This window comes from Anaerobacillus sp. QJM3NY_17 (genome assembly GCF_056173665.1).
This window is the reverse complement of sequence record NZ_CM149685.1, coordinates 2,563,861-2,584,221: the sequence shown is the minus strand read 5'-3', so window position 1 is coordinate 2,584,221 and position 20,361 is coordinate 2,563,861. Positions and strand designations below refer to the sequence as shown.

The window sequence follows — 20,361 nt, the reverse complement described above, 5'->3', positions numbered from 1 at the left end:
TTGGTATATCAATTTAAGTTAATAAGTCAAGAAGAAGTCGAGCGAATTATCTCGTGGGACTATGATGGGGTATACTCATTTTATAATATGGACGAGGATCTTGAAGATCTAAAAGAGTTCCGGGAAGATGCAGCCAGCAATGAAAATTATTGGAGCGTCTACCAAAGGGATCATCTTATTGGTTTTTTTAGTTTTCATGAGCATGAAGACAACCATATAGAAATTGGTCTAGGAATGTCTCCCGATAATGTTGGAAAAGGAGAAGGCTTTTCTTTTTTGGAGGCTGGCCTTCAAAAAGCAGTTGAATTGTATCGTCCAACTTCCTTTGGAATGGCAGTAGCTGAATTTAATAAACGAGCCATAAAAGTGTATCAAAGGGCTGGATTTCAAATCACTCATCTGTTTATGCAACAAACCAATGGGGGAGAATTTCAATTTGTTGAAATGAAGAAAAACCTCGTTTAAAACAATAATTGCAAAATACTAAATAGACCGATAGAATGAATCAAAATTACATTTTTTAATTTCCTTATTGAGAGAGGCGGAGGGACTGGCCCTTTGATGCCCGGCAACCTGATAGACAAGGTGCCAAATCCAGCAGAGTCTATGCTCTGAGAGATAAGGAAGAGCTCTGAAGCGAACTCTTCCTTATTAGTTAGGAAGAGTTTTTTAGACGATTCAATAAATGAGAGACGGGTTGTGAAGGATTTGAAAAAAGCTGACCGTATTCGCAAAATGAAAGTTCCAGATGCAAGTGAAATGTATGGTGATCGTCTGCCACCGGGGCAAGTACTTACAGAAAGGTTCCCTATTCTACATGAAGGTGATGTACCTGTGTATGAGATGTCGACATGGAACCTAAGTGTATTTGGAGAAATTGATAAGGAAGTGATCATTTCCTATAGCGACATACTTGCCTTACCACAGAAGAAAGTAAAGTGTGATATTCACTGTGTCACAAGGTGGTCTAGGTTTGATAATACTTTTGAAGGGGTTTTGATTAAGGATTTTATGAACGCATATGGGATAGTACCGAAAACGAACCATGTTATGCTACATGGTGACTATAACTATACAACGAATATTCACCTCACTGACTTAATGAGAGATAATGTTATTCTTGCCCACTCAGTCGATGGAGAGAAATTAACGGCAAAACACGGATGGCCTCTCAGGTTAGTTGTACCGCATCTTTACTTCTGGAAAAGTATTAAATGGATCAGAGGTATAGAATTTATCAATGAAGACAAACCTGGTTTTTGGGAACAAAACGGATTTCATAACCATGCCGATCCATTTAAAGAAGAAAGGTTTTCTGGAGAGGATTTGGGACTACCAGAAGATGAATGGGAGAAAAAAGAGTTTGATTAATTTTTCTTGAAAAAGCGGGCGTGATTAACACATATAGAATTGATTGAGGAAAAGGTAGTTTATTATCACATTCTAAATATCATCATATCTATAAAAAATAGTTAAAACTTGAAAGTCAGCAGAACCTTAGTATGTGTGGGTTTTGCTGACTTTTTATTCTCTCGTAATTAAAAAAAGAGAAGAATTTTAAAAAAGAATGATCTAAATGGATCTTCTCTCCGTTAGCTAAGTGTAAATCAAAATTAAGGGGAGTGGATTTGAAAATGAATACGAACAAGAATATAAAAAAGAAAGTGATCGATTGGAAAAAGGGACTATTAGTTGTTCCGCTTAGCTTTTCACTTTTAATACCAACAGCTGGAGCATTTGCCTCTGACCACGACCAGCAAATGGACAAGCCTACAGTAGAAACACCAGGTGCTGATCTTCGTGCTGATCTTGGCCATTTACTAAGTGAGCATGCTTATCTTGCAGTAGAAACAATGAGAAAAGGAGCTGAAGGTTCTGCAGATTTTGAAGCTTCTGCTGGTGCCTTAAGTGAAAACACGGAAGACCTTACAGCTGCGATTACATCCGTTTATGGTGAAGAAGCAGGAGCTGAATTTAATGAAATTTGGAGCAATCATATCGGTTTCTTCGTTGACTATGTGAAAGCAACAGGTAATGAAGATGAAGATGCAAAACAAAAAGCTTTAGATAGCTTAGATGGTTATAAAGAAGATTTCTCTAATTTCTTGGAAAATGCAACAGGAGAACGACTTCAAGCTGAAACATTGTCTGAAGGACTTCAAGCTCACATTAATCAGTTGATTGGTTCATTTGATAGCTATGTAGCAGGTGATTATGAGATGGCCTACGAGAAAGAAAGTGAAGCGATTGCTCACATGCAAATGGTGGCTAAAGGATTCTCTGGTGCCATTACTGATCAGTTCCCAGACAAGTTCGAGAACACAAAAGCCGTAACACCAGCATCTGATCTTCGTGCAACATTAGGTCATTTATTATCTGAACATGCTGGTCTTGCAATGATGACAATGCAGAACGGAATCGACGGATCAGAAGACTTTGATGCATCTGCAGCTGCACTAAGCGAGAATACGGATGATCTAGCTGCTGCGATAACTTCTGTATATGGTGAAGAAGCAGGAAATCAATTTAAAGAAATGTGGTCTGGACATATCGGTAACTTTGTAGAATATGTTCAAGCGACAGGAGCTGAAGATGAGGCGGCTCAAGAAAAAGCACTAAAAGCGCTGGAAGACTATCGTGCAGACTTCTCAAGTTTTCTTGAAACAGCAACTGAAGGTAGATTAGAAGCGGGACCATTATCTGAAGGTTTACAAATGCATGTGAATCAATTAATATCTGCGTTTGATAGCTACACTACGGAAGACTACGATGCAGCTTATGATTCGGTTCGTGAAGCTTATGCTCATATGTATAAGCCGGCAAAGGGACTTTCTGGTGCTTTCGTAAACCAATTCCCGGACAAATTCGCTATGGAAGCTATGCCAACTGATATGCCTAAAACAGGTATGGGTGGTACAGCTGAACAGCAAATGCCAATCGAATGGATTGTTGCAGCCATACTTGCAACTATGGCTGCAACTGGCGTAATTGTTCGTAGAAAAATGCAGAAAAGCTAAGGGAATAGATGATAGGGTAGCCTAACATACCCGCTAGAAAAGCAATAGCCAAAGTGGCTATTGCTTTTCTTCGTGAAAAGGACGATGAACTTGCCGTACTTACGCTATAGGAAATGGTTTTAATAAAGTTTGAGATGTAAGGAGCGTTACAGCATCATGTTTATAAAAAAGGTATACTGATAATGGGAAAATAGATGATGTCTGACTATGAAACACAATCAAGTTCGTCAAATATGTCTTTCAGTTGCTAGGATAGTTTATATGAGGGGGAAACTAGATGAAGCGAAAGTTTACATTTATTTTCGCAACGCTACTTTTTATTGTTGCATGTGGGAATGGTGAAACCAATGAAACTGGTAAAACAGAGGTGTTATCAAAGGAGTGGGATGAAATCGTATCCTCTTCTAATGGAACAGAGGTAAATCTCTTTATGTGGGGAGGAGATGAAGGCATCAATCAGTACATTGATGAATGGGCAGCACCAAGATTAAAAGAGGAGCATGATATTACGCTTAATCGTCAGCCGATGAATACCGAAGAATTTATGCAAAAACTTTTAACAGAGAAAAAAGCAAATAAAAACAAAGGTACAATTGATGTCATATGGATCAATGGCGCAAACTTCAAAAATGCTAAGAATGCTGATTTATTACTAGGTTCTTTCTCAAAGAAGCTGCCTCATTTTCAAGAATACATTGGATCAAAGGATCAGAATGCTGAATATGATCAAGGGACGGAAATTGATGGATTAGAAGCTCCGTGGGGAAATGTTCAATATGTTTTTCATTACGATTCGAGCAAGATCGATACACCTCCAAGTACACTTGAGGAGTTAAAGCAGTGGATTCACGATAATCCTGGGAAGTTTACGTATCCTAACGTTTCGGATTTTACTGGTAATACGTTCGTGAAGCACCTACTCATAAAAGGTGCAGGCGAAGAGTCGGGTCTTCTGGCAAAGGAATTTAATAAAGAAATTATTAAAGATTCCGAAGAATACGTGTGGAACTATCTTGATGATATAAAGTCTGATCTTTGGCGTAATGGTGAAACTTATCCTGAATCATTGACTAAACTTGATACGCTTTATAGTCAGGGGGAAATCCTAATGACTATGGGCTTTAACGAAGCAAGAGCAGAAAGTTTAATTGAAAATGGGACGTTTCCTGAAAGCACGAAGTCATTTGTTCTAAAAGATCCTGGATCGGTTTCAAATACACACTATCTCAGTATTCCATTTAATAGTCCGAATCCAGAGGGAGCTATGACAGTTATTGATTTTCTTGAATCGCCAGAAGCTCAAATAGCTAAAATGGATCCTACAATGTGGGGGGAAGGTACGGTATTAAATTTCGATAAATTGAGTGAAGAGGATCAGAAGATTATTGGTAATCTTGACCGGGGAGAAAGCGTACTTTCCACAGAGGTTTTAAATGAATATAAGCTACCAGACTTAGATACAGGTTACACGGAGTGGATTAATAATGAATGGGCGAATCGGGTTATTGAGCAATAAGTGGAAATTACGTTTATATTTATTACCTGCGATTGCGGTTACATTGCTACTTGTAGGGCATGGAATGTGGTCAGCGGTAGCTCAAAGTTTTCAAACAATAGATGGGGAATGGACTATTGCAACATACGCGGAACTTTTTAGTAATCATGCTTTTTTTCATTCCCTTAAATTAACGTTTCGAGTTGCCGTCCTGTCCACCTTACTATCGTTAGTGATAGGATTAGTAATGACTAGAATGTTATATGAGTTATTTAAAGATTCAACGTTGAAGATACTTGTATGGATACCGATGTTAATTCCGCATTTTGTTGCAGGTTATTTAGTATTTTTGTTTTTCTCGCAAAGTGGACTGTTCTCTACTCTACTTTATCAAATGGGAGTATTAGAGAGTCGAGGGAATTTTCCAGTTCTTGTTCAAGAGAAATTTGGGTTGGGGATCATTTTAACATATGTCTGGAAGGAAGTTCCTTTTGTAATTCTCATGCTGTTGCCTGTTTATTATGAGATCGATCATCGCTATTCTGAAGTCGTTCGAACGCTAGGTGGAAGTAAGTGGGATGTTTTTAAAACCGTTGAACTACCCTGGATACTCCCGATTCTCATCGAAACAGCAGTAATCTTATTAGCATTTGTTGCTTCTGCGTTTGAAATCCCATATTTATTAGGTGTCACACGACCAGAAATGTTACCAGTTAGAGCGTACGAATGGTTTTATGATGGGGATTGGAGCAAGCGACCACTTGCATTTTCTGCTATGCTTCTTCCAGGAGTGCTCGCCCTTCTTCTTGCGACCTTTTCAATCGGAGCTGTGCAAAAACATAGGCTTAGAATGATAAAGGGGAGAAACAGATGAGGTTATTTTTGAAGCGTTTAGGGAAAAGAGAGTTAGCAACTAGTTTCGTGTTTGTTTTGTTTATTATTTTATTCATCCTACCTTTTGTAACAATAGGAATGAAAAGCGTCTCCGAAGGGTGGAGGTGGCCTGCGTTATTTCCAAACGAACTAAGTTTGGATGCGTGGCGTAGCATTATGAAAGATCCTTCATTAATCGAATCAATTGTTACAACGTTCAAGATTGCTCTTCTAGTTGTAATATTAAATATTTTGCTCGCGATACCAGCGGCCAGGGCTCTTTCTCACTATACGTTTAAAGGAAAATCCATTATTGAGGGACTATTGCTATCCCCTATTTTAATACCTGGCATTTTACTCGCAATGGGGCTTCAATTTACGATGATACAATTTGGCTTAGCAGATAAGATGATAGGCGTTGTCATTGTTCATTTGATTCCTACGCTACCTTATGCCATTCGTGTCATGAGGGCAGGCTATGAGAGAATGGGAAGTAGTCTAAATGAGCAGGCTGCTGTACTAGGAGCCGGTCCGTTGACGCGCTTTTTGACAGTAGCCCTACCTTTATTACTTCCAAGTATTCGAAGCTTAATGTTATTAACTTTTGTTATATCTTTAGGACAATATGCGCTTACAGCAATTATTGGGGGAGGTACAGTGATCACCCTCCCATTATTATATTATCCCTATTTTTCAAGTTCGAATGAAGCAGTTATTGCAGGATTTTCAATACTTTTTGCTTTGCTACCCCTTCTATTTATTGGCCTGGTGGAAGTTATGTTGAGGCTGGTTATTCGAGCTGTTAATCGCGTTTGAAAGGAAGATTGTTTTGAACCAGCTATTGCAATGCAGAAATCTTAATAAGAAATTTTCAAATACATCCATCTTGCAGAACCTTTCGTTTCATTTAGAAGAAGGTGAGCATTTTACAGTAGTAGGACCATCAGGATGCGGTAAGAGTACACTCCTCAGGTGTATTGCTGGTTTGGAAGCACTAAATGAAGGAGACATTTACTTAAGAGAAAAATCAATTGTAAGGCTGAAACCAGAAGATCGTTCGGTCGTTTTGATGTTTCAGGATTCATTACTATTTCCTCATTTAACAGTACTAGAAAACGTAACTTATGGTTTGAAAAGAAAAAAAGTATCAAAAAACGAACGCGTTAGGCAAGCTGAACAAATGTTAAATAAAGTAAAGCTGTCTAAATGGAAAGATACCTTTCCTCATGAATTATCAGGTGGTCAAAAGCAGAGAGTATCACTTGCAAGAGCGCTTGTGCTGAAACCAGATCTTCTTTTATTAGATGAGCCGTTTAGCTCACTTGATGCTGCACTACGAGAATCACTTCGTAGTGAGGTGAAGGATTTATTAAAAGAAGAAGGGATTACTTCACTGTTTATTACTCACGACCGTGACGAAGCTATCGAAATGGGTGATAGGCTTGCTGTTATGTATGAGGGGAGATTCATCCAAATCGGTCATCCTTATGATGTTGTCACGAATCCTTCATCTATGGAGAGCGCTAAAATTATTGGAGAAGGATTAGCTCTAGAAGAAGGGTTTATTCCGCTTAGTAAATTAAAAGCCATTTCTGTGCAAGATAAAGAAAGTAACCAGGATTGTACCTTTGTTTCAGGAAAGGTAAGCGCGGTTACAGTAAAAAACAACATAGAATGCTATCGTATATCCTGGGCACAGGGAAGTATTCTTGTCATGTCAGACAGTCGTTTAGTTGCGGGTCAAGAAGTTCTATTAAGTGCTAAGAGGGAAGACATGAAAGAATATCCCAATCAGAAAGATCAATGGGGTCTTGCCCAATGACTGTTAAAACACTTCTAAAAGGATTATCGTTGACGGCACTTATCATTGTTATTTACTTACTTAATCAATATGTATTTGATTTTAGACCCTCTCACATTCGTGGTTGGATTTCATCATTCGGCTTTTATGCTCCGCTCATTTTCTTGCTTATTTGTATTGGTAGACCCTTTGTGCTCTTTCCCACATCGATCATTTCGATCAGTGGTGGCTTAGTATTCGGGCCTCTACTTGGTACAGTTCTAGCGGTGGTAGGTGGTTCAACAGGAGCTCTTCTTTTCTTTTCATTAGCAAGAAAATTAGGAATGAACATTCTACCGAAATCATGGAAGCGGAAGGGAGAAAACCTTGAGAAACGATTATCAGAAAAGGGTTTTCTTTATGTACTCTTGTTACGTCTCGTTCCTTTTCTTCATTTTGATTTAGTTAGCTATGTTTGTGGGGTTTCTAATGTGAATCGGAGGAAATACTATTTAGCAACGCTGCTGGGGATGTTACCAGGTGCCATTGCATTGAATTTTCTGGGGGCAAGTTTTTTATCAAATAATTTATCATCGGTCATTATTGCTGCTGCCGTATTACTACTATTACTTATCGTAAGTCTATATATTCGCAGAAAAGCATTCGGACCTTCTGTTGAAGAAGAACTGAAATAAGGACGGTGCTGTCGTGCTTGACACTCATGCAAGGAAATATGTTCAGCCTCTAATGGATCGCACCTCAGAATCGCTGCTTCGATTAGGTCTTACAGCTAATCAAGTAACGGTTATTTCATTCATTATTGGCATTTCATCGGGGATATTTATTTATTTTGATTATTACGTTTGGGCGGTTATCGTTTTATGGGCTTCTGGTTTTCTTGATGCTGTTGATGGAACAATGGCACGTAAAACAAAGCCATCTGCTTTTGGCACCGTATTGGATGTGAGTTTTGATCGCGTTGTTGAAATTAGTGTCATATTAGGGCTTGCTTTTAGGTTTCCTGAAGCGATGTGGGCCTTGTTATTATTAAGTACTTCCATCATTTTTGCCATGACGATCTTCCTTACAGTAGGTGCTGTGTCAGAGAAAAAAGGCATCAAATCATTCTATTATCAAGCGGGAGCTGCGGAGAGAACAGAAGGTTTTCTTCTCTTTACAGCAATGATTTTGTTTCACAACTTTTTAGTTATCTTGACACTAGCGTTTGTAGCAATTGAACTATTCACTGCTTTTCAAAGACTAGCAGAAGCCAAAAGGATATTAGGATAGAGGAGATGGGACGAATGATAGAATATGATCTAATTGTAATAGGCGGGGGTTCTGGTGGACTGACTGCTGCATCTGGTGCAGCCAATATGGGAGCAAATGTGGCCTTAATCGATGATCAGCCAGGTTTAGGTGGTGACTGTCTTCATTATGGGTGTGTCCCATCAAAGGCTTTTATTACAGCTGCTAAAGAAGTTCATGCTGTCTACAAGGGGGCAAAAGAATTTGGCCTTACGGTGAGCGGCGAAGTGCTCTTTAGTCGTGCTATAGATCGCGTGAAAGAAGCGATTAGTGAAATTCAAGAAATTGATAGTGATGAGCGCTTTGAGAAATTAGGGGTAGATATTTATCGAGGCAAAGGTTCATTTAAAGATAGTCATACAGTCCTCATTGATGGCAAGAACCCCATCAAAGGGAAACGTATTGTGATTTCCACAGGATCAAGCCCGAAAGTTCCCCCAATTGACGGAGTGGAACATGTTTCTTATATTACGAATGAATCAATTTTCAATTTAGACCATTTGCCTGAAAGCATCGTTTTTATAGGTGGCGGTCCTGTTGGACTTGAGCTTGCTCAATCTCTCTCAAGATTCGGCTCAAATGTAACTATATTAGAAACCTCTGAGACCATTTTGAAAAAAGAAGACCATGATATTATTCCAATTGCTACGAAGGAATTGGAGAAAGAACTTTCATTTATTTTTAAAGCAGAAGTAAAAGAGATTAAAGAGGAAAACGGTTATAAAGTTGTGGCGTATATAGAGAATGGCGAAGAGAAAACTATCCAATCAGAAATGATTATGTTTTCAACTGGTAGAAAGCCTAATACAGATAAATTGAATTTAGAAGCGGCCTCAGTAGATGAGGACAATGGATTTATTAAAGTTAATGCATCATTACAATCTAGCCAATCCCACATCTATGCAATTGGTGATGTGAATGGTGCCTTTCCTTTTACACATGGAGCTGGTATGGAAGGGAAACTTATTGTACAAAACGCAGTGTTTGGATTAAAGAGAAAAGTAAACTATGAGAACGTTCCATGGGTTACCTATATAGATCCTGAGGTCTTTCACCTTGGAATGACTGAGAAAGAAGCGAAAGAGAAACATGGCGATCAAATTCGCGTTTTCAAGGTTGGTACGGAAGATGTCGATCGATTTATAGCTGAGCGCAAAAAAAATGGACTTTTAAAGGTCATTACAGACATGAAAGGGCATATTCTAGGTGCTCATGCTGTTGGTGAAGATGCTGGAAGCTGGATGCAAGAAATTGTTTTTGCGAAAGAACATGGTCATAAAATCGGAGACATTTCTACAGTTATTCACCCATACCCAACGAAAGGTGCTATCCTAAATCAAGCCGCTGATTTATTCTGGAGAGAAAAATTATTTGATGGTTGGCTTCCGAAGGTGTCAGAAAAATACATTAAATGGGTTCGATAAAGAATTAAAGGAGGAGAAGGTTGAAGAAACTGTTGTTAATTGGAGCGGGACATGCTCACCTTCACATAATGAAGAAACTTCAGGAAGAAAATGGAGAGCATGAGGTGACACTCATTTCTCCATCGGAGTATCAATATTATTCTGGAATGTTCTCAGGCTATCTTGAAGGGCTATATAACAAAGAAGATATGCGAATACATATTCCAACATTAGCAAAAGCGGCAGGCATTCATTTTACGGAGGGTGCAGCGTTATCTATAGATGCTAAAGCAAAAGTTGTGTTAACGGAAAAGGGCGATATTCTCTCATATGATGTTCTTTCCGTAGATATCGGCTCATTAACAGCCGGAATTGACGTACCTGGCGCTAGAAAGCATGCTCTCCGCATCAAACCTAACTATCGTATCGAGGAAGTCGCGAAGGCAATGCAGGCGGCAGAAACCCCTGTCGTTGTAGGGGGTGGCGCTGCAGGTGTTGAAATGGCTTTAGCTCTCACTGCAAAAAGAAAACTTGAGGATAAAAAACCGGTGGCATTAATTTCTCATTCACCATTGTTAGAAAATACTTCTGCTAAAGCGCAGGAAAAAATCAAGCAAATTATGCAAGGTAAAAGCTTGCCACTTTATTTGCAAGAAAAAGTGGCAAATGTAACGTCAAGTCAGATTATCACAACAACTGGTAATCAAATTGCTTATGATGAAGTGCTATGGTTAACTGGACCAAAAGCTCCAGGTATATTTCGAACATCTCAATTACCAGTTGATGAAGCGGGTTATTTACTTGTAGAAGATACACTACAAGTGAAGGAGTATCCGGCCATTTTTGCGGCAGGAGATTGTGCTTCTATCCGCCAGTATCCGGACCTTCCTAAAGCCGGTGTAGTAGCCGTGCGACAATCAGATATCCTTTGGGCAAACATTAAGGGGTTTCTGAATGATGCGAATGGACGGCGTTTCCAACCTAAGAATGCATACTTATCGATTCTTTCTACTGGTCAGAAACAGGGATTACTGTTATATGGGAGAATAGTTCTTCACCATCCTCTCTCATGGAAATTAAAAAATAGAATTGATCAAAAGTTTATGAACACTTACAAGACGAATGTTTGAGTAACGCCCGGTGTATTATAATAGGACTTTAATGGGTCCTCTTCATGAAAAAACTCTCTTTCTTAAAGAAAGAGAGTTTTTTCATGAAGAGGACGGTAATAAACGTTGCGGATTTCTGGCTCATGTACGCTCTGTGATTAAAATTGCACTCGAATGAGCCAAAATCGAGCATCAAAACTATAAGTTAATGTAGTTTGTGGATAAACCATATAGGTGTAATCTTCATTAATTCATACATAAAGACCGCGACTTTATGAGTGGAGGTGAGCAAATTCTGTCGGATATTTGTGCTGAAAAAAGAGGGGTTGACGAAACGATTGCTAGCGAAAAATGACAAATTGGAGTGGCTTTTCAATTTTTTTGGCATTTCGATAAAAGGCTATTTGAACAAACTCCTCCTTTATGCTGACATCCGAAAGATATAAAAGCGAATTTTAGGGACTTTGTCATAAGTAAATTACTTGAGTAAGAATCGATGCTTCTATAGTCCTTAACCCCTAAAGACTATTAAAAAACGATATTACTCATCAAAATGATTCAGAAGCAGGACAATCGTCATTTTTTTATATTAAAAGTACTTTGAGAGAATTGAATCATTTTCTGAAAATTTCGTCATTTTTGTTTGGGTTGTGACAAATCCTGGTATAGCATATTAAGTGAACCCGGCAATACAAAAGGAGGGCAGAGTGTAAACACAAAACTAATAATTAGGGAGGAAGAAATTTGAGAAAACGAAGCAAACGTAAAATCGTAGCTCTTTTTGCTTGTTTTATTCTCCTCATCACGAGCTTCATACAACCAGCGATGCAAGTGAACGCGAAAAGTGATTCTTCTGTATCCATGAATGATGAAGTGAAACGCGTTGATCAGAAGGTAGCGAAAGCATTTGAGAAGAACGAAAAAGTAACGTTCTTGATTAAATTTGCAGAACAAGCTGATACGACAAAGGTTGCGAAAGAAGCTGAAGAAAAGGCTAAGAAAAACAACTTAACTTCCTTTCAAGCTGAAATCACTAAGCGATCAGCTGTTGTTAATGCGTTAAGAGCTACGTCTATTGAAACACAACACTCTGTGTCCACATACTTAGAACAACAAGAGAAAAAAGGCAATGCAGAAGACATAAAATCATTTTACATCGTAAACGGTATGGCAGTAACAGCAACAAAAAAAGTGATGAACCAACTAGCATCATTTCCTGAAGTGGATAAAATACTTCCTAACGAGATCAGGCAGATTCAGCCAATTCCAGATAAAACGAAAACTAAGGCTAAAACGACTGCAGATACGAACTCAATTGAGTGGAATATTGATCGAGTAGGTGCTCCTGAAGTATGGGATATGGGAATTGATGGGGCAGGGACGGTGATCGCTAACATTGATACCGGTGTTCAGTGGGATCATCCCGCTCTTATGGAACAGTATCGAGGATATAGTTCTGAAGGAGTAGATCATGAATTTAACTGGTTTGACGCTGTAAGCGGAGAAGCCGCCCCATATGATGATCTCGCACATGGGACTCATACAATGGGAACTATGGTTGGCGCTGAACCGGATGGTTCGAATGAGATTGGCGTCGCTCCTGGGGCAAAATGGATAGCGGTAAAAGCTTTTAGCGAAGACGGTGGAACAGATATCGATCTTCTTGAAGCAGGAGAATGGATTATTGCTCCTAAGGATGCAGAAGGCAATCCACACCCTGAGAAGGCTCCTGATGTCGTGAACAATTCTTGGGGAGGCGGACCTGGGCTTGACGAATGGTATCGCCCAATGGTTCAAAATTGGCGAAATGCAGATATATTCCCAGAATTTTCTGCGGGTAATACAACACTATTTAATCCCGGAGGTCCGGAGTCAATCGCAACACCAGCAAATTATCCTGAGTCATTTGCTACGGGAGCTACAGATATCAATGATGCTCTTGGAAGTTTCTCTCTACAGGGACCATCCCCATATGATGAAATAAAACCTGACGTTTCAGCTCCTGGAGTTAATATCCGTTCTGCGGTACCAGGGAGTAGCTATGAAGGAGGGTGGAATGGTACGTCGATGGCTGGGCCACACGTATCAGCGATCGCTGCTCTCCTTCGTCAAGCAGATCCATCGTTGACGGTTGATGATATAGAAGACATCTTTTTAAACACCGTCACACCACTTACAGACGATGAATTCCCAGATTCTCCGAATAATGGTTACGGTTATGGATTAGTGAATGCATTTGACGCTGTTTCTTCTGTTATGAGTGGGCTCGGTACATTAGAGGGTGATGTGATGAAAGAAGGAAGCGATGAAGAAGAGCCCACGTATCAACACGATGCTCCTGCAGAAGCTTATGCTCAGATGGAATTTCCTCTTACCGTCACAGCGACAGATAATGTGAGCGTAACGAGTGTAGAGCTTGAATATGATCATAACGGAGAGTGGACGTCAACTGAAGCAACAAGAGTTGATGGGAACTATCTTTCTGGATCCTATCAAGCTATTATTCCAGGTGACGCCGTCAGTGAACCTTCCGTTAGTTACAGGTTTAAAATCGAAGACTATGGCGGGCATGTTGTCACAACGGACGAATATCAGGTGGAAATTATTCCTGGAATCTCAACAGGTTACGAAACGGACTTTGAATCAGAGCCAGCTGGATGGATGAGCTGGGGAGAAAATAATTCATGGGAGTGGGGGACGCCAACGGTTGGTCCTGAAGCTTACTCTGGAGAAAAGGTTTATGGAACCAACCTTGATGGAGCATATGACAACAGTGCTAACATGACGCTGATGATGCCTCCTATCGATTTACCAGAAGGTGAGGCTTATCTTCAATTCAATCAATGGTATGAACTTGAAAGAAACTATGATTATGGTCATCTCTTCGTTTCAACCGATCAGGAAAATTGGGAAGCTCTTGCGGAGTATAATAATCTTTCTAATGAATGGGTGAGTGAAGAGGTTGATCTATCTGCCTATGAAAATCAGCGGATTTATTTAGCTTTCCACGTCGAGACGGATGGTAGCGTGATGAAGCAGGGCTGGTATATTGACGATGTAAGTTTATCAGCAGAGCCGATGGAAGTCGCCGCTAAGAAAAAGAGCGCGAAAGTTTCTATTCAGCCTGATGAAAAATCTGCTAGTGCCAAAGCGAAAGAAAAAGTCAATCCTGACAAGTTAAAACCTTCACCGCTTGTTGTAAATCCAGTTCAAGAGAAACCATCACCTACGCCTCAAGCTCTGCCGCTTCAAGCAGAAGTTTCTATTCTTGAGACAGGGCGCTCTGCAACAACGAACTTGGAAGATGGGAGCTATTCCATGACTCATGCAGCAGGGGACTACACAGCTATTGCAGAAGCATATGGCTACCAGTCAGAGACTCAGGAAGTGACGATCGTAGATGATGAAGTGACAGAAGCTGACTTCACATTAGAAGCGATACCAGAGGGAGAAATCGAAGGAACAGTCACGAATAGTGAAACAGGAGAGCCAATCCAAGATGCAACTGTTTTATTAGTAGAAGATGCTGCTATAGCACCCGTGCAAACGGATGAAGAAGGACATTATTCAGTAACAGGTTATGAAGGGGAGTATACGTTAAAAGTTCTTGCGGCCGGTTACTATAGCGAAACATTTAACGTCACTGTGGAAGCGAACGAGACCGTTGTACAGAATGCTGATCTTTCCCCATTCATCGGATATGCAGGGGAAATCGGGTATGACGATGGTACTGCTGAGAACGCAAGAGCGTTCTATGATGCTGGGAACGGTTGGGCTGTGAAAATGTCGCTAGCAGAAGGTCAAGAACGTGCGCTTGTGACTGGAGGGTTATTTAGATTCTGGAATACGGAATGGCCAAATCCAGGCGGCACAAATTTTAAAGTCGAAATTCATGATGCATCAGGTCCGGATGGAGCACCAGGTAAGAAACTCGCTGGTCCAATTGACGCGACTGCTCTTCGAAATGGCGAATGGACGATGGTTGATCTGTCTGATCAAGGAGTGATCGTAGAAGGTGATTTTTATCTCACTTATATTCAAGCTGATGCCAATCCAAATGCTCCGGGTCTTGCAACAGATGAAGACGGGGAATATGTCGACCGAAGCTTTCAATATGTTAGCGGCGCATGGTCGAAGGCTCCTGAAGAAGAAGGGAACTATATGATCCGTGCAGTCGTTGATTATGAACTAACAGCACCAATGATTACATCTCCAAAAGACGGTTCATATACAAACAAGAATAGCATTGAAGTTGACGGTGAAACGGCACCAATGACAGACGTTCATGTTATGAAAAATGGCGAAGAAGAAGCTGTCACAACTTCTAATGAAGAAGGTAATTTTACAACAGAAATCCAATTGAGCGATGGTGAAAATCAGTTAACAGCTCGTGCATCGACTGATCGTGGGATGACGGGAGAATCTGATGCTGTTATGGTCACTTTAGATCAAACGAAACCGGAATTAACGATCACATCTCCTAAAGATGACTGGAAAACAAATAAAGGATCCGTAACAGTTAAAGGTGACGTTCATGATGAAAATCTTGCTTGGGTAAAGGTTAACGGAACGAAAGCGAAAGTAGAAGATGGTGCATTTTCACATCGGATGCTGCTCGAGCAAGGTGAGAACATTATAAAAGTAGTGGCGAAAGACAAAGCAGGAAATAAAACGAAAAAGTCGATCAAAGTTTATTCCCAGCAAGAAGAATTGGTCATTAATCAATTAAAACCAGATCAAAATAAAGATCTTCAAGCGGGAGAATCAGTGAAAATTGAATTCGATAGCTCTCCAGGAATAAAGGCTACTTTCTCAATTCGTATGCCGCTAGTGAATCCAACGATGATGCCTTCAAGTATGACTGAATTTCCAATGATGGAAGTATCAGAAGGGCATTATGTCGGTTACTGGACAGCTACTTCGAATGTGGTGGCTGAAGGTGCTGAGATCGAAGTGAAAGTGAAAGATTCTTTTGGCAACGAGACACGAAAAACAGCGGAAGGATTACTAAATATCAATACGAAAGAATAGTTTAAACCATCGAAAAAGCAGGCAGTCGAAATAGACAGCCTGCTTTTTTGATTTGTCCGGTATTTTATCAAATTTCATCTTAAGCAATGTATAAGCATATGATCGGCGGTGGTTTTTCTTATCATTTCTGATAAAATAAAATTCAAATTAATTGTCAAATGTGGATTTGCAACTTCAAATGTGCAAAGATATTGTAAAGACGTTTATAATGGAGAAGAAGCAAATTGCTGAAAAGGAAATGATGATATGGCTTTACGATATGCTCTTCTTGGATTACTCACAAAGAAACCATCAACCGGATATGAGCTAACACAACAATTTAGAGAAACGATGATCCATTTTTGGTCTGCGCATCATACACAAATTTATCGTGAACTTGGAAAGATGGAGAAAGAGAAGCTAGTAAGCTTTGAAATTGTTCCGCAGTTAGATCTTCCAGATAAAAAGATCTATTCTATTGAAGATAAAGGGTACCGTCTTCTCATTGAATGGCTTGCTCATCATACTGTAGACCCACCAAAAATGAAAAACGAACAATTGATGCGTGTTTCTTTATTTCATCTTATTCCAAAAGAAGAAGCGATCCAATTCCTAAAAGAGAGTAAAGAGCATCACCAAATGGTGCTTGATCATATGAACAGCTGGAAAGAAGAAAATGCAGTTGATCATAGAATAGAGAAAGATCGTCTGGGGGAATACCTTACGCTTGAATACGGTAGGCGTCAGATGAAAACCTGGATTGAGTGGTGTGACTGGGCTATTGAGTTTATAGACGTTATTATAGAAGATAGTGGAGAGGAGAGATAACATGAGAGTGACTTTCACAGATCAAGCGATCGAGAAATTAGAACATGATTCTGAGGGTTATATGAAGTTACATTATGACATCGAAGATTGCGGGTGTGTAGTGAACGGTGTTACGCAATTAGTAAATGATTCCGCTCAGGGTGATTTTAATATGACGCTTGAGTCAAATTTCAGACCTGTATTGATTCAGAAACAATATAAAGTGTTTTTTGATAAAGAAATGAAAATTGATTTTCTTCCGAAACACCAGTGTTTTATGCTTAAAAGTGATAGTGAAATCATTAACCCGAGAATGCGATATATAAACAAAGGATAACGATTAGGGGGATTTACTAGAGTGACGTTTTTGATGTATTTTGTTATTTTTTTCGTAGTATTTATGATCGTAAAGGGAGTTTTGAATTTATTTAAAGGTCAAAAGATGGATCGAATTACGGTTATCGGTGGACTAGTTCTAGCTCTAATCTATAGTATTATTTTAACTATAGTAAAAGGATAAAATAAGCACACGTCTGTGTGCTTATTTTATTTAGTTTACCATAATATTTATATGTCTACTTTATGGAAGCTTCCTTTTCTTTATTATATAACGTTCGATAAGGTGTTAGGATGGATCTTGATAGGTGAGGCTCAATCTCATCAATAGCTCTCATTAGTTTTTCTAGATCAATACCTGTTTTGATACCCATTCTCTCCAACATATAGACAACACTTTCTGTTGCAACGTTGCCTGTCGCTCCTTTGGCGAAAGGGCAGCCGCCAAGTCCGCCAGCTGACGTATCAAATCTTGAAATTCCAGCTTGGAGACATGCATAGATGTTAGCAAGTGCCATACCCCTTGTATCGTGGAAATGAGCTGTTAACAATGTTGACGGTAATTCTTTTACAAGTTGGCTAAAAAGGTTGTGTGATTCATCAGGAGTGGCCATTCCAATAGTATCTGCTACGCTCAATTCATCTACGCCTGCATCAACAAATTGACGGCAAACGTCAACCGCATCATTTACTTTTATTTTTCCTTCATATGGACAATAGAAAGCAGTAGAGATGCATGCACGAACGAAATAACCTTCTGCTTTTAATTCTTTGACTAAAGGAATTAGCTCATTGAGTAGATCCTTTGTCTCTTTATTGCTATTCTTTTGATTAAAGGAGTTACTAACACCAGCAAAAAGTGCTATCGATTTCACGTTCGTTTCTTTAATCCTCTCGACCCCTTTACGGTTAGGGGCTAAGACGAAGTTTCTTGTACCGTCAAGGCAAGTACTTACTATTTCACTGGCATCTTTCATTTGGGGAACCCATTTAGGTGATACGAATGAGGTAATCTCCATTTCTTTCATTCCGGCTGTTTTTAAGGCTTTGATGAAACGGATTTTATCATTTGTTTTGATCTGATTTAGTTCATTTTGAAGTCCATCTCTTGGACCAACTTCAATGATTGTTGCATGTTGTGGTAGCAAAACATTCATCACCTTTCTTTGTAAGCGCTATCTTTAATTAAAACAAAGGATCGGAAGTCTTGCAAGATAATCGTTTGAATAATGGAAATTCTCGCTTGGAGGAAGGAGTTTTTTGAATTAAGTAAGAATTATGTAGAAGAGAGTCATAGATACATAAGGAGGAAATCGAAATGAGTCGAGATGTTGTAATTGTAAGCGCTGTCAGAACGCCGGTAGGTTCATTTAATGGTTCACTAAAATCTATATCAGCTACAGAACTTGGGGCCGCTGTCATTAAGGGAGCGATCGAAAAAGCTGACTTATCAATAGATCAGGTGGAAGAAGTCATTATGGGAAACGTTCTACAAGCGGGTCTCGGACAAAATCCTGCACGTCAGGCTGCGATTAAAGCGGGAATCCCAGTTTCAACTCCTGCGATGACAATCAATAAAGTATGTGGTTCAGGATTGAAAACCGTTCATCTAGGAGCTCAATCTATTATGCTTGGCGATCAAGATATTGTTGTCGCTGGTGGGATGGAGAACATGAGTCAGGCACCTTATTTATTAAACGGAGCACGAGAAGGCTTACGAATGGGTGACCAAAAGATGGTGGATAGCATGATTCAAGATGGATTATGGTGCGCATTTAACGATTATCATATGGGTGTTACTGCTGAGAACCTGTGCGATCATTATCAGCTAACAAGAGAAGAAATGGATGAATTTGCTGCATGGAGTCAACAAAAAGCACAGGCTGCAATTGAAGAGGGGCGTTTTAAAGAAGAGATTCTCCCGGTTTCTATTCCGCAGCGAAAAGGTGACCCTCTTTTATTTGATACCGATGAATACGTTAAACCAGGAACAACGGCTGATAAACTTGCAAAGTTACGCCCAGCTTTTAAGAAAAACGGTGGGGTTACAGCAGGAAACGCTTCTGGTATTAACGATGGCGCAGCCGCTGTTGTTTTAATGAGTAAAGAAAAGGCTGATGAACTTGGAATAGAATACCTTGCTGTTATTCGCTCGAATGCAAGTGGAGGTGTAGATCCAAGCGTAATGGGGTTAGGTCCTGTTCCTGCTACGAAGAAAGCACTTGAACGTGCTGGACTTTCAATGAATCAAATGAATCTAGTGGAAGCAAATGAGGCTTTTGCTGCTCAATCTCTTGCCGTTGGAAGAGACCTTGATTTTAATGAAGAAATCTTGAACGTGAACGGTGGGGCGATCGCTCTTGGTCATCCGATTGGCGCAAGTGGTACTCGAATCTTAGTAACCCTACTACATGAAATGAAACGTAGAAATGAGCGGTTTGGTCTGGCTACGCTTTGCATTGGTGGAGGACAGGGCGTAGCAACAATCGTTGAACGAACTTAAAAAAGATATGGAGGTTTAAATAAATGAAGCCAGTACTTGATACGTTTGAAGAAGCCGTACAAGACATTCAAGATGGAGCAACGATTCTAGTTGGTGGGTTTGGCCTTGTAGGTATACCAGAAAATTTAATTCTTGCATTAAAAGAGAAAGGAACAAAGGACTTAACAGTCATATCGAACAACTGTGGAGTTGATGACTGGGGCCTGGGATTGCTCCTTAAAAACAGACAAATAAAAAAAATGGTAGGTTCCTATGTTGGAGAAAATAAAGAATTTGAAAGACAGGTGTTATCCGGTGAATTAGAAGTTGAGCTCATTCCTCAAGGAACGCTAGCAGAGAGAATAAGGGCAGGCGGTGCTGGCATTCCAGCGTTCTATACTCCAGCTGGCGTGGGAACACCGATAGCAGAAGGAAAAGAAGTCAGAGTATTCAATGGTAAAGAGTACTTGCTTGAAGAAGCCATTCAGGCAGATTTCTCATTTGTTCGTGCGTGGAAAGGGGACATAATGGGGAACTTGGTCTATAGCAAAACGGCACGCAATTTTAATCCTATGATTGCTGCAGCAGGTAAAGTGACCATAGCTGAGGTAGAGGAATTAGTAGGTGTAGGAGAGTTATCCCCTGATCAAATTCATACTCCAAGTATTTATATTCAAAAGGTTATTGTGGGTGAGCAGGAAAAGAAGATTGAGCGATTAACAACGCGATAGGAGGATCATA

At 39.8% G+C, this 20,361-nt stretch carries 18 protein-coding genes and 1 riboswitch; of the genes, 17 read left to right on the top strand and 1 reads right to left on the bottom strand.

Going from position 1 to position 20,361, the window contains the following annotated elements; translation table 11 throughout:
• The 15 genes from AC0VYV_RS13560 to AC0VYV_RS13490 all read left to right on the top strand — a co-directional run bounded on the left by AC0VYV_RS13560 (position 1) and on the right by AC0VYV_RS13490 (position 17,322).
• Positions 1-465: a GNAT family N-acetyltransferase gene (locus AC0VYV_RS13560; RefSeq protein WP_475365417.1), complete on the top strand. Its 465-nt coding sequence runs from the start codon at positions 1-3 to the stop codon at positions 463-465.
• Positions 466-526: 61 nt separating this feature from the next.
• Positions 527-625, top strand: a riboswitch (SAM riboswitch).
• Positions 626-708: 83 nt separating this feature from the next.
• Positions 709-1,371 (top strand): sulfite oxidase-like oxidoreductase, encoded by a 663-nt coding sequence (locus AC0VYV_RS13555; RefSeq protein WP_475367494.1) that lies wholly within the window; start codon positions 709-711, stop codon positions 1,369-1,371.
• 296 nt (positions 1,372-1,667) lie between these two features.
• Positions 1,668-3,017 (top strand): copper amine oxidase, encoded by a 1,350-nt coding sequence (locus AC0VYV_RS13550; RefSeq protein WP_475374892.1) that lies wholly within the window; start codon positions 1,668-1,670, stop codon positions 3,015-3,017.
• Between the two features lie 277 nt (positions 3,018-3,294).
• Positions 3,295-4,533: an ABC transporter substrate-binding protein gene (locus AC0VYV_RS13545; protein ID WP_475373917.1), complete on the top strand. Its 1,239-nt coding sequence runs from the start codon at positions 3,295-3,297 to the stop codon at positions 4,531-4,533.
• A complete protein-coding gene (locus AC0VYV_RS13540; protein ID WP_475365415.1) occupies positions 4,502-5,386 on the top strand; it encodes an ABC transporter permease in 885 nt (294 codons plus the stop codon). Before AC0VYV_RS13545 ends, AC0VYV_RS13540 begins: the two co-directional genes overlap by 32 nt.
• The gene (locus tag AC0VYV_RS13535) at positions 5,383-6,201 is read left to right on the top strand and encodes an ABC transporter permease (RefSeq protein WP_303530844.1); all 819 of its coding nucleotides are present in this window, start codon (positions 5,383-5,385) and stop codon (positions 6,199-6,201) included. Before AC0VYV_RS13540 ends, AC0VYV_RS13535 begins: the two co-directional genes overlap by 4 nt.
• A 13-nt stretch (positions 6,202-6,214) precedes the next feature.
• The gene (locus tag AC0VYV_RS13530) at positions 6,215-7,207 is read left to right on the top strand and encodes an ABC transporter ATP-binding protein (protein ID WP_475373916.1); all 993 of its coding nucleotides are present in this window, start codon (positions 6,215-6,217) and stop codon (positions 7,205-7,207) included.
• Positions 7,204-7,860: a TVP38/TMEM64 family protein gene (locus AC0VYV_RS13525; RefSeq protein ID WP_194222017.1), complete on the top strand. Its 657-nt coding sequence runs from the start codon at positions 7,204-7,206 to the stop codon at positions 7,858-7,860. Before AC0VYV_RS13530 ends, AC0VYV_RS13525 begins: the two co-directional genes overlap by 4 nt.
• Positions 7,861-7,873: 13 nt before the next feature.
• Positions 7,874-8,455, top strand: a complete 582-nt coding sequence (locus AC0VYV_RS13520; RefSeq protein WP_475373915.1) for a CDP-alcohol phosphatidyltransferase family protein — start codon at positions 7,874-7,876, stop codon at positions 8,453-8,455.
• Between the two features lie 14 nt (positions 8,456-8,469).
• Entirely contained in the window at positions 8,470-9,897 is a 1,428-nt protein-coding gene (locus AC0VYV_RS13515; protein ID WP_475367693.1) for a dihydrolipoyl dehydrogenase family protein, read from the top strand.
• Between the two features lie 20 nt (positions 9,898-9,917).
• A complete protein-coding gene (locus AC0VYV_RS13510) occupies positions 9,918-11,006 on the top strand; it encodes an FAD-dependent oxidoreductase (protein ID WP_475373914.1) in 1,089 nt (362 codons plus the stop codon).
• Positions 11,007-11,729: 723 nt separating this feature from the next.
• Positions 11,730-16,016: a S8 family serine peptidase gene (locus AC0VYV_RS13505; RefSeq protein WP_475373913.1), complete on the top strand. Its 4,287-nt coding sequence runs from the start codon at positions 11,730-11,732 to the stop codon at positions 16,014-16,016.
• Between the two features lie 246 nt (positions 16,017-16,262).
• Entirely contained in the window at positions 16,263-16,823 is a 561-nt protein-coding gene (locus tag AC0VYV_RS13500) for a PadR family transcriptional regulator (RefSeq protein ID WP_194222013.1), read from the top strand.
• Between the two features lies 1 nt (position 16,824).
• Positions 16,825-17,139, top strand: coding sequence for an iron-sulfur cluster biosynthesis family protein (locus tag AC0VYV_RS13495; protein WP_160918920.1), 315 nt, complete (start codon positions 16,825-16,827; stop codon positions 17,137-17,139).
• Positions 17,140-17,160: 21 nt separating this feature from the next.
• Entirely contained in the window at positions 17,161-17,322 is a 162-nt protein-coding gene (locus AC0VYV_RS13490; protein WP_475373912.1) for a hypothetical protein, read from the top strand.
• A 55-nt stretch (positions 17,323-17,377) separates the two neighbouring features.
• Here the strand turns inward: AC0VYV_RS13490 and AC0VYV_RS13485 are convergent, their stop codons facing one another.
• A complete protein-coding gene (locus AC0VYV_RS13485; RefSeq protein WP_475373911.1) occupies positions 17,378-18,295 on the bottom strand; it encodes a hydroxymethylglutaryl-CoA lyase in 918 nt (305 codons plus the stop codon).
• A 161-nt stretch (positions 18,296-18,456) separates the two neighbouring features.
• Between AC0VYV_RS13485 and AC0VYV_RS13480 the strand changes: the two genes are divergently transcribed.
• Positions 18,457-19,641, top strand: a complete 1,185-nt coding sequence (locus AC0VYV_RS13480; protein WP_475365409.1) for an acetyl-CoA C-acetyltransferase — start codon at positions 18,457-18,459, stop codon at positions 19,639-19,641.
• A gap of 23 nt (positions 19,642-19,664) precedes the next feature.
• The gene (locus AC0VYV_RS13475) at positions 19,665-20,351 is read left to right on the top strand and encodes a CoA transferase subunit A (protein ID WP_475373910.1); all 687 of its coding nucleotides are present in this window, start codon (positions 19,665-19,667) and stop codon (positions 20,349-20,351) included.
• Positions 20,352-20,361: the final 10 nt, after the last annotated feature.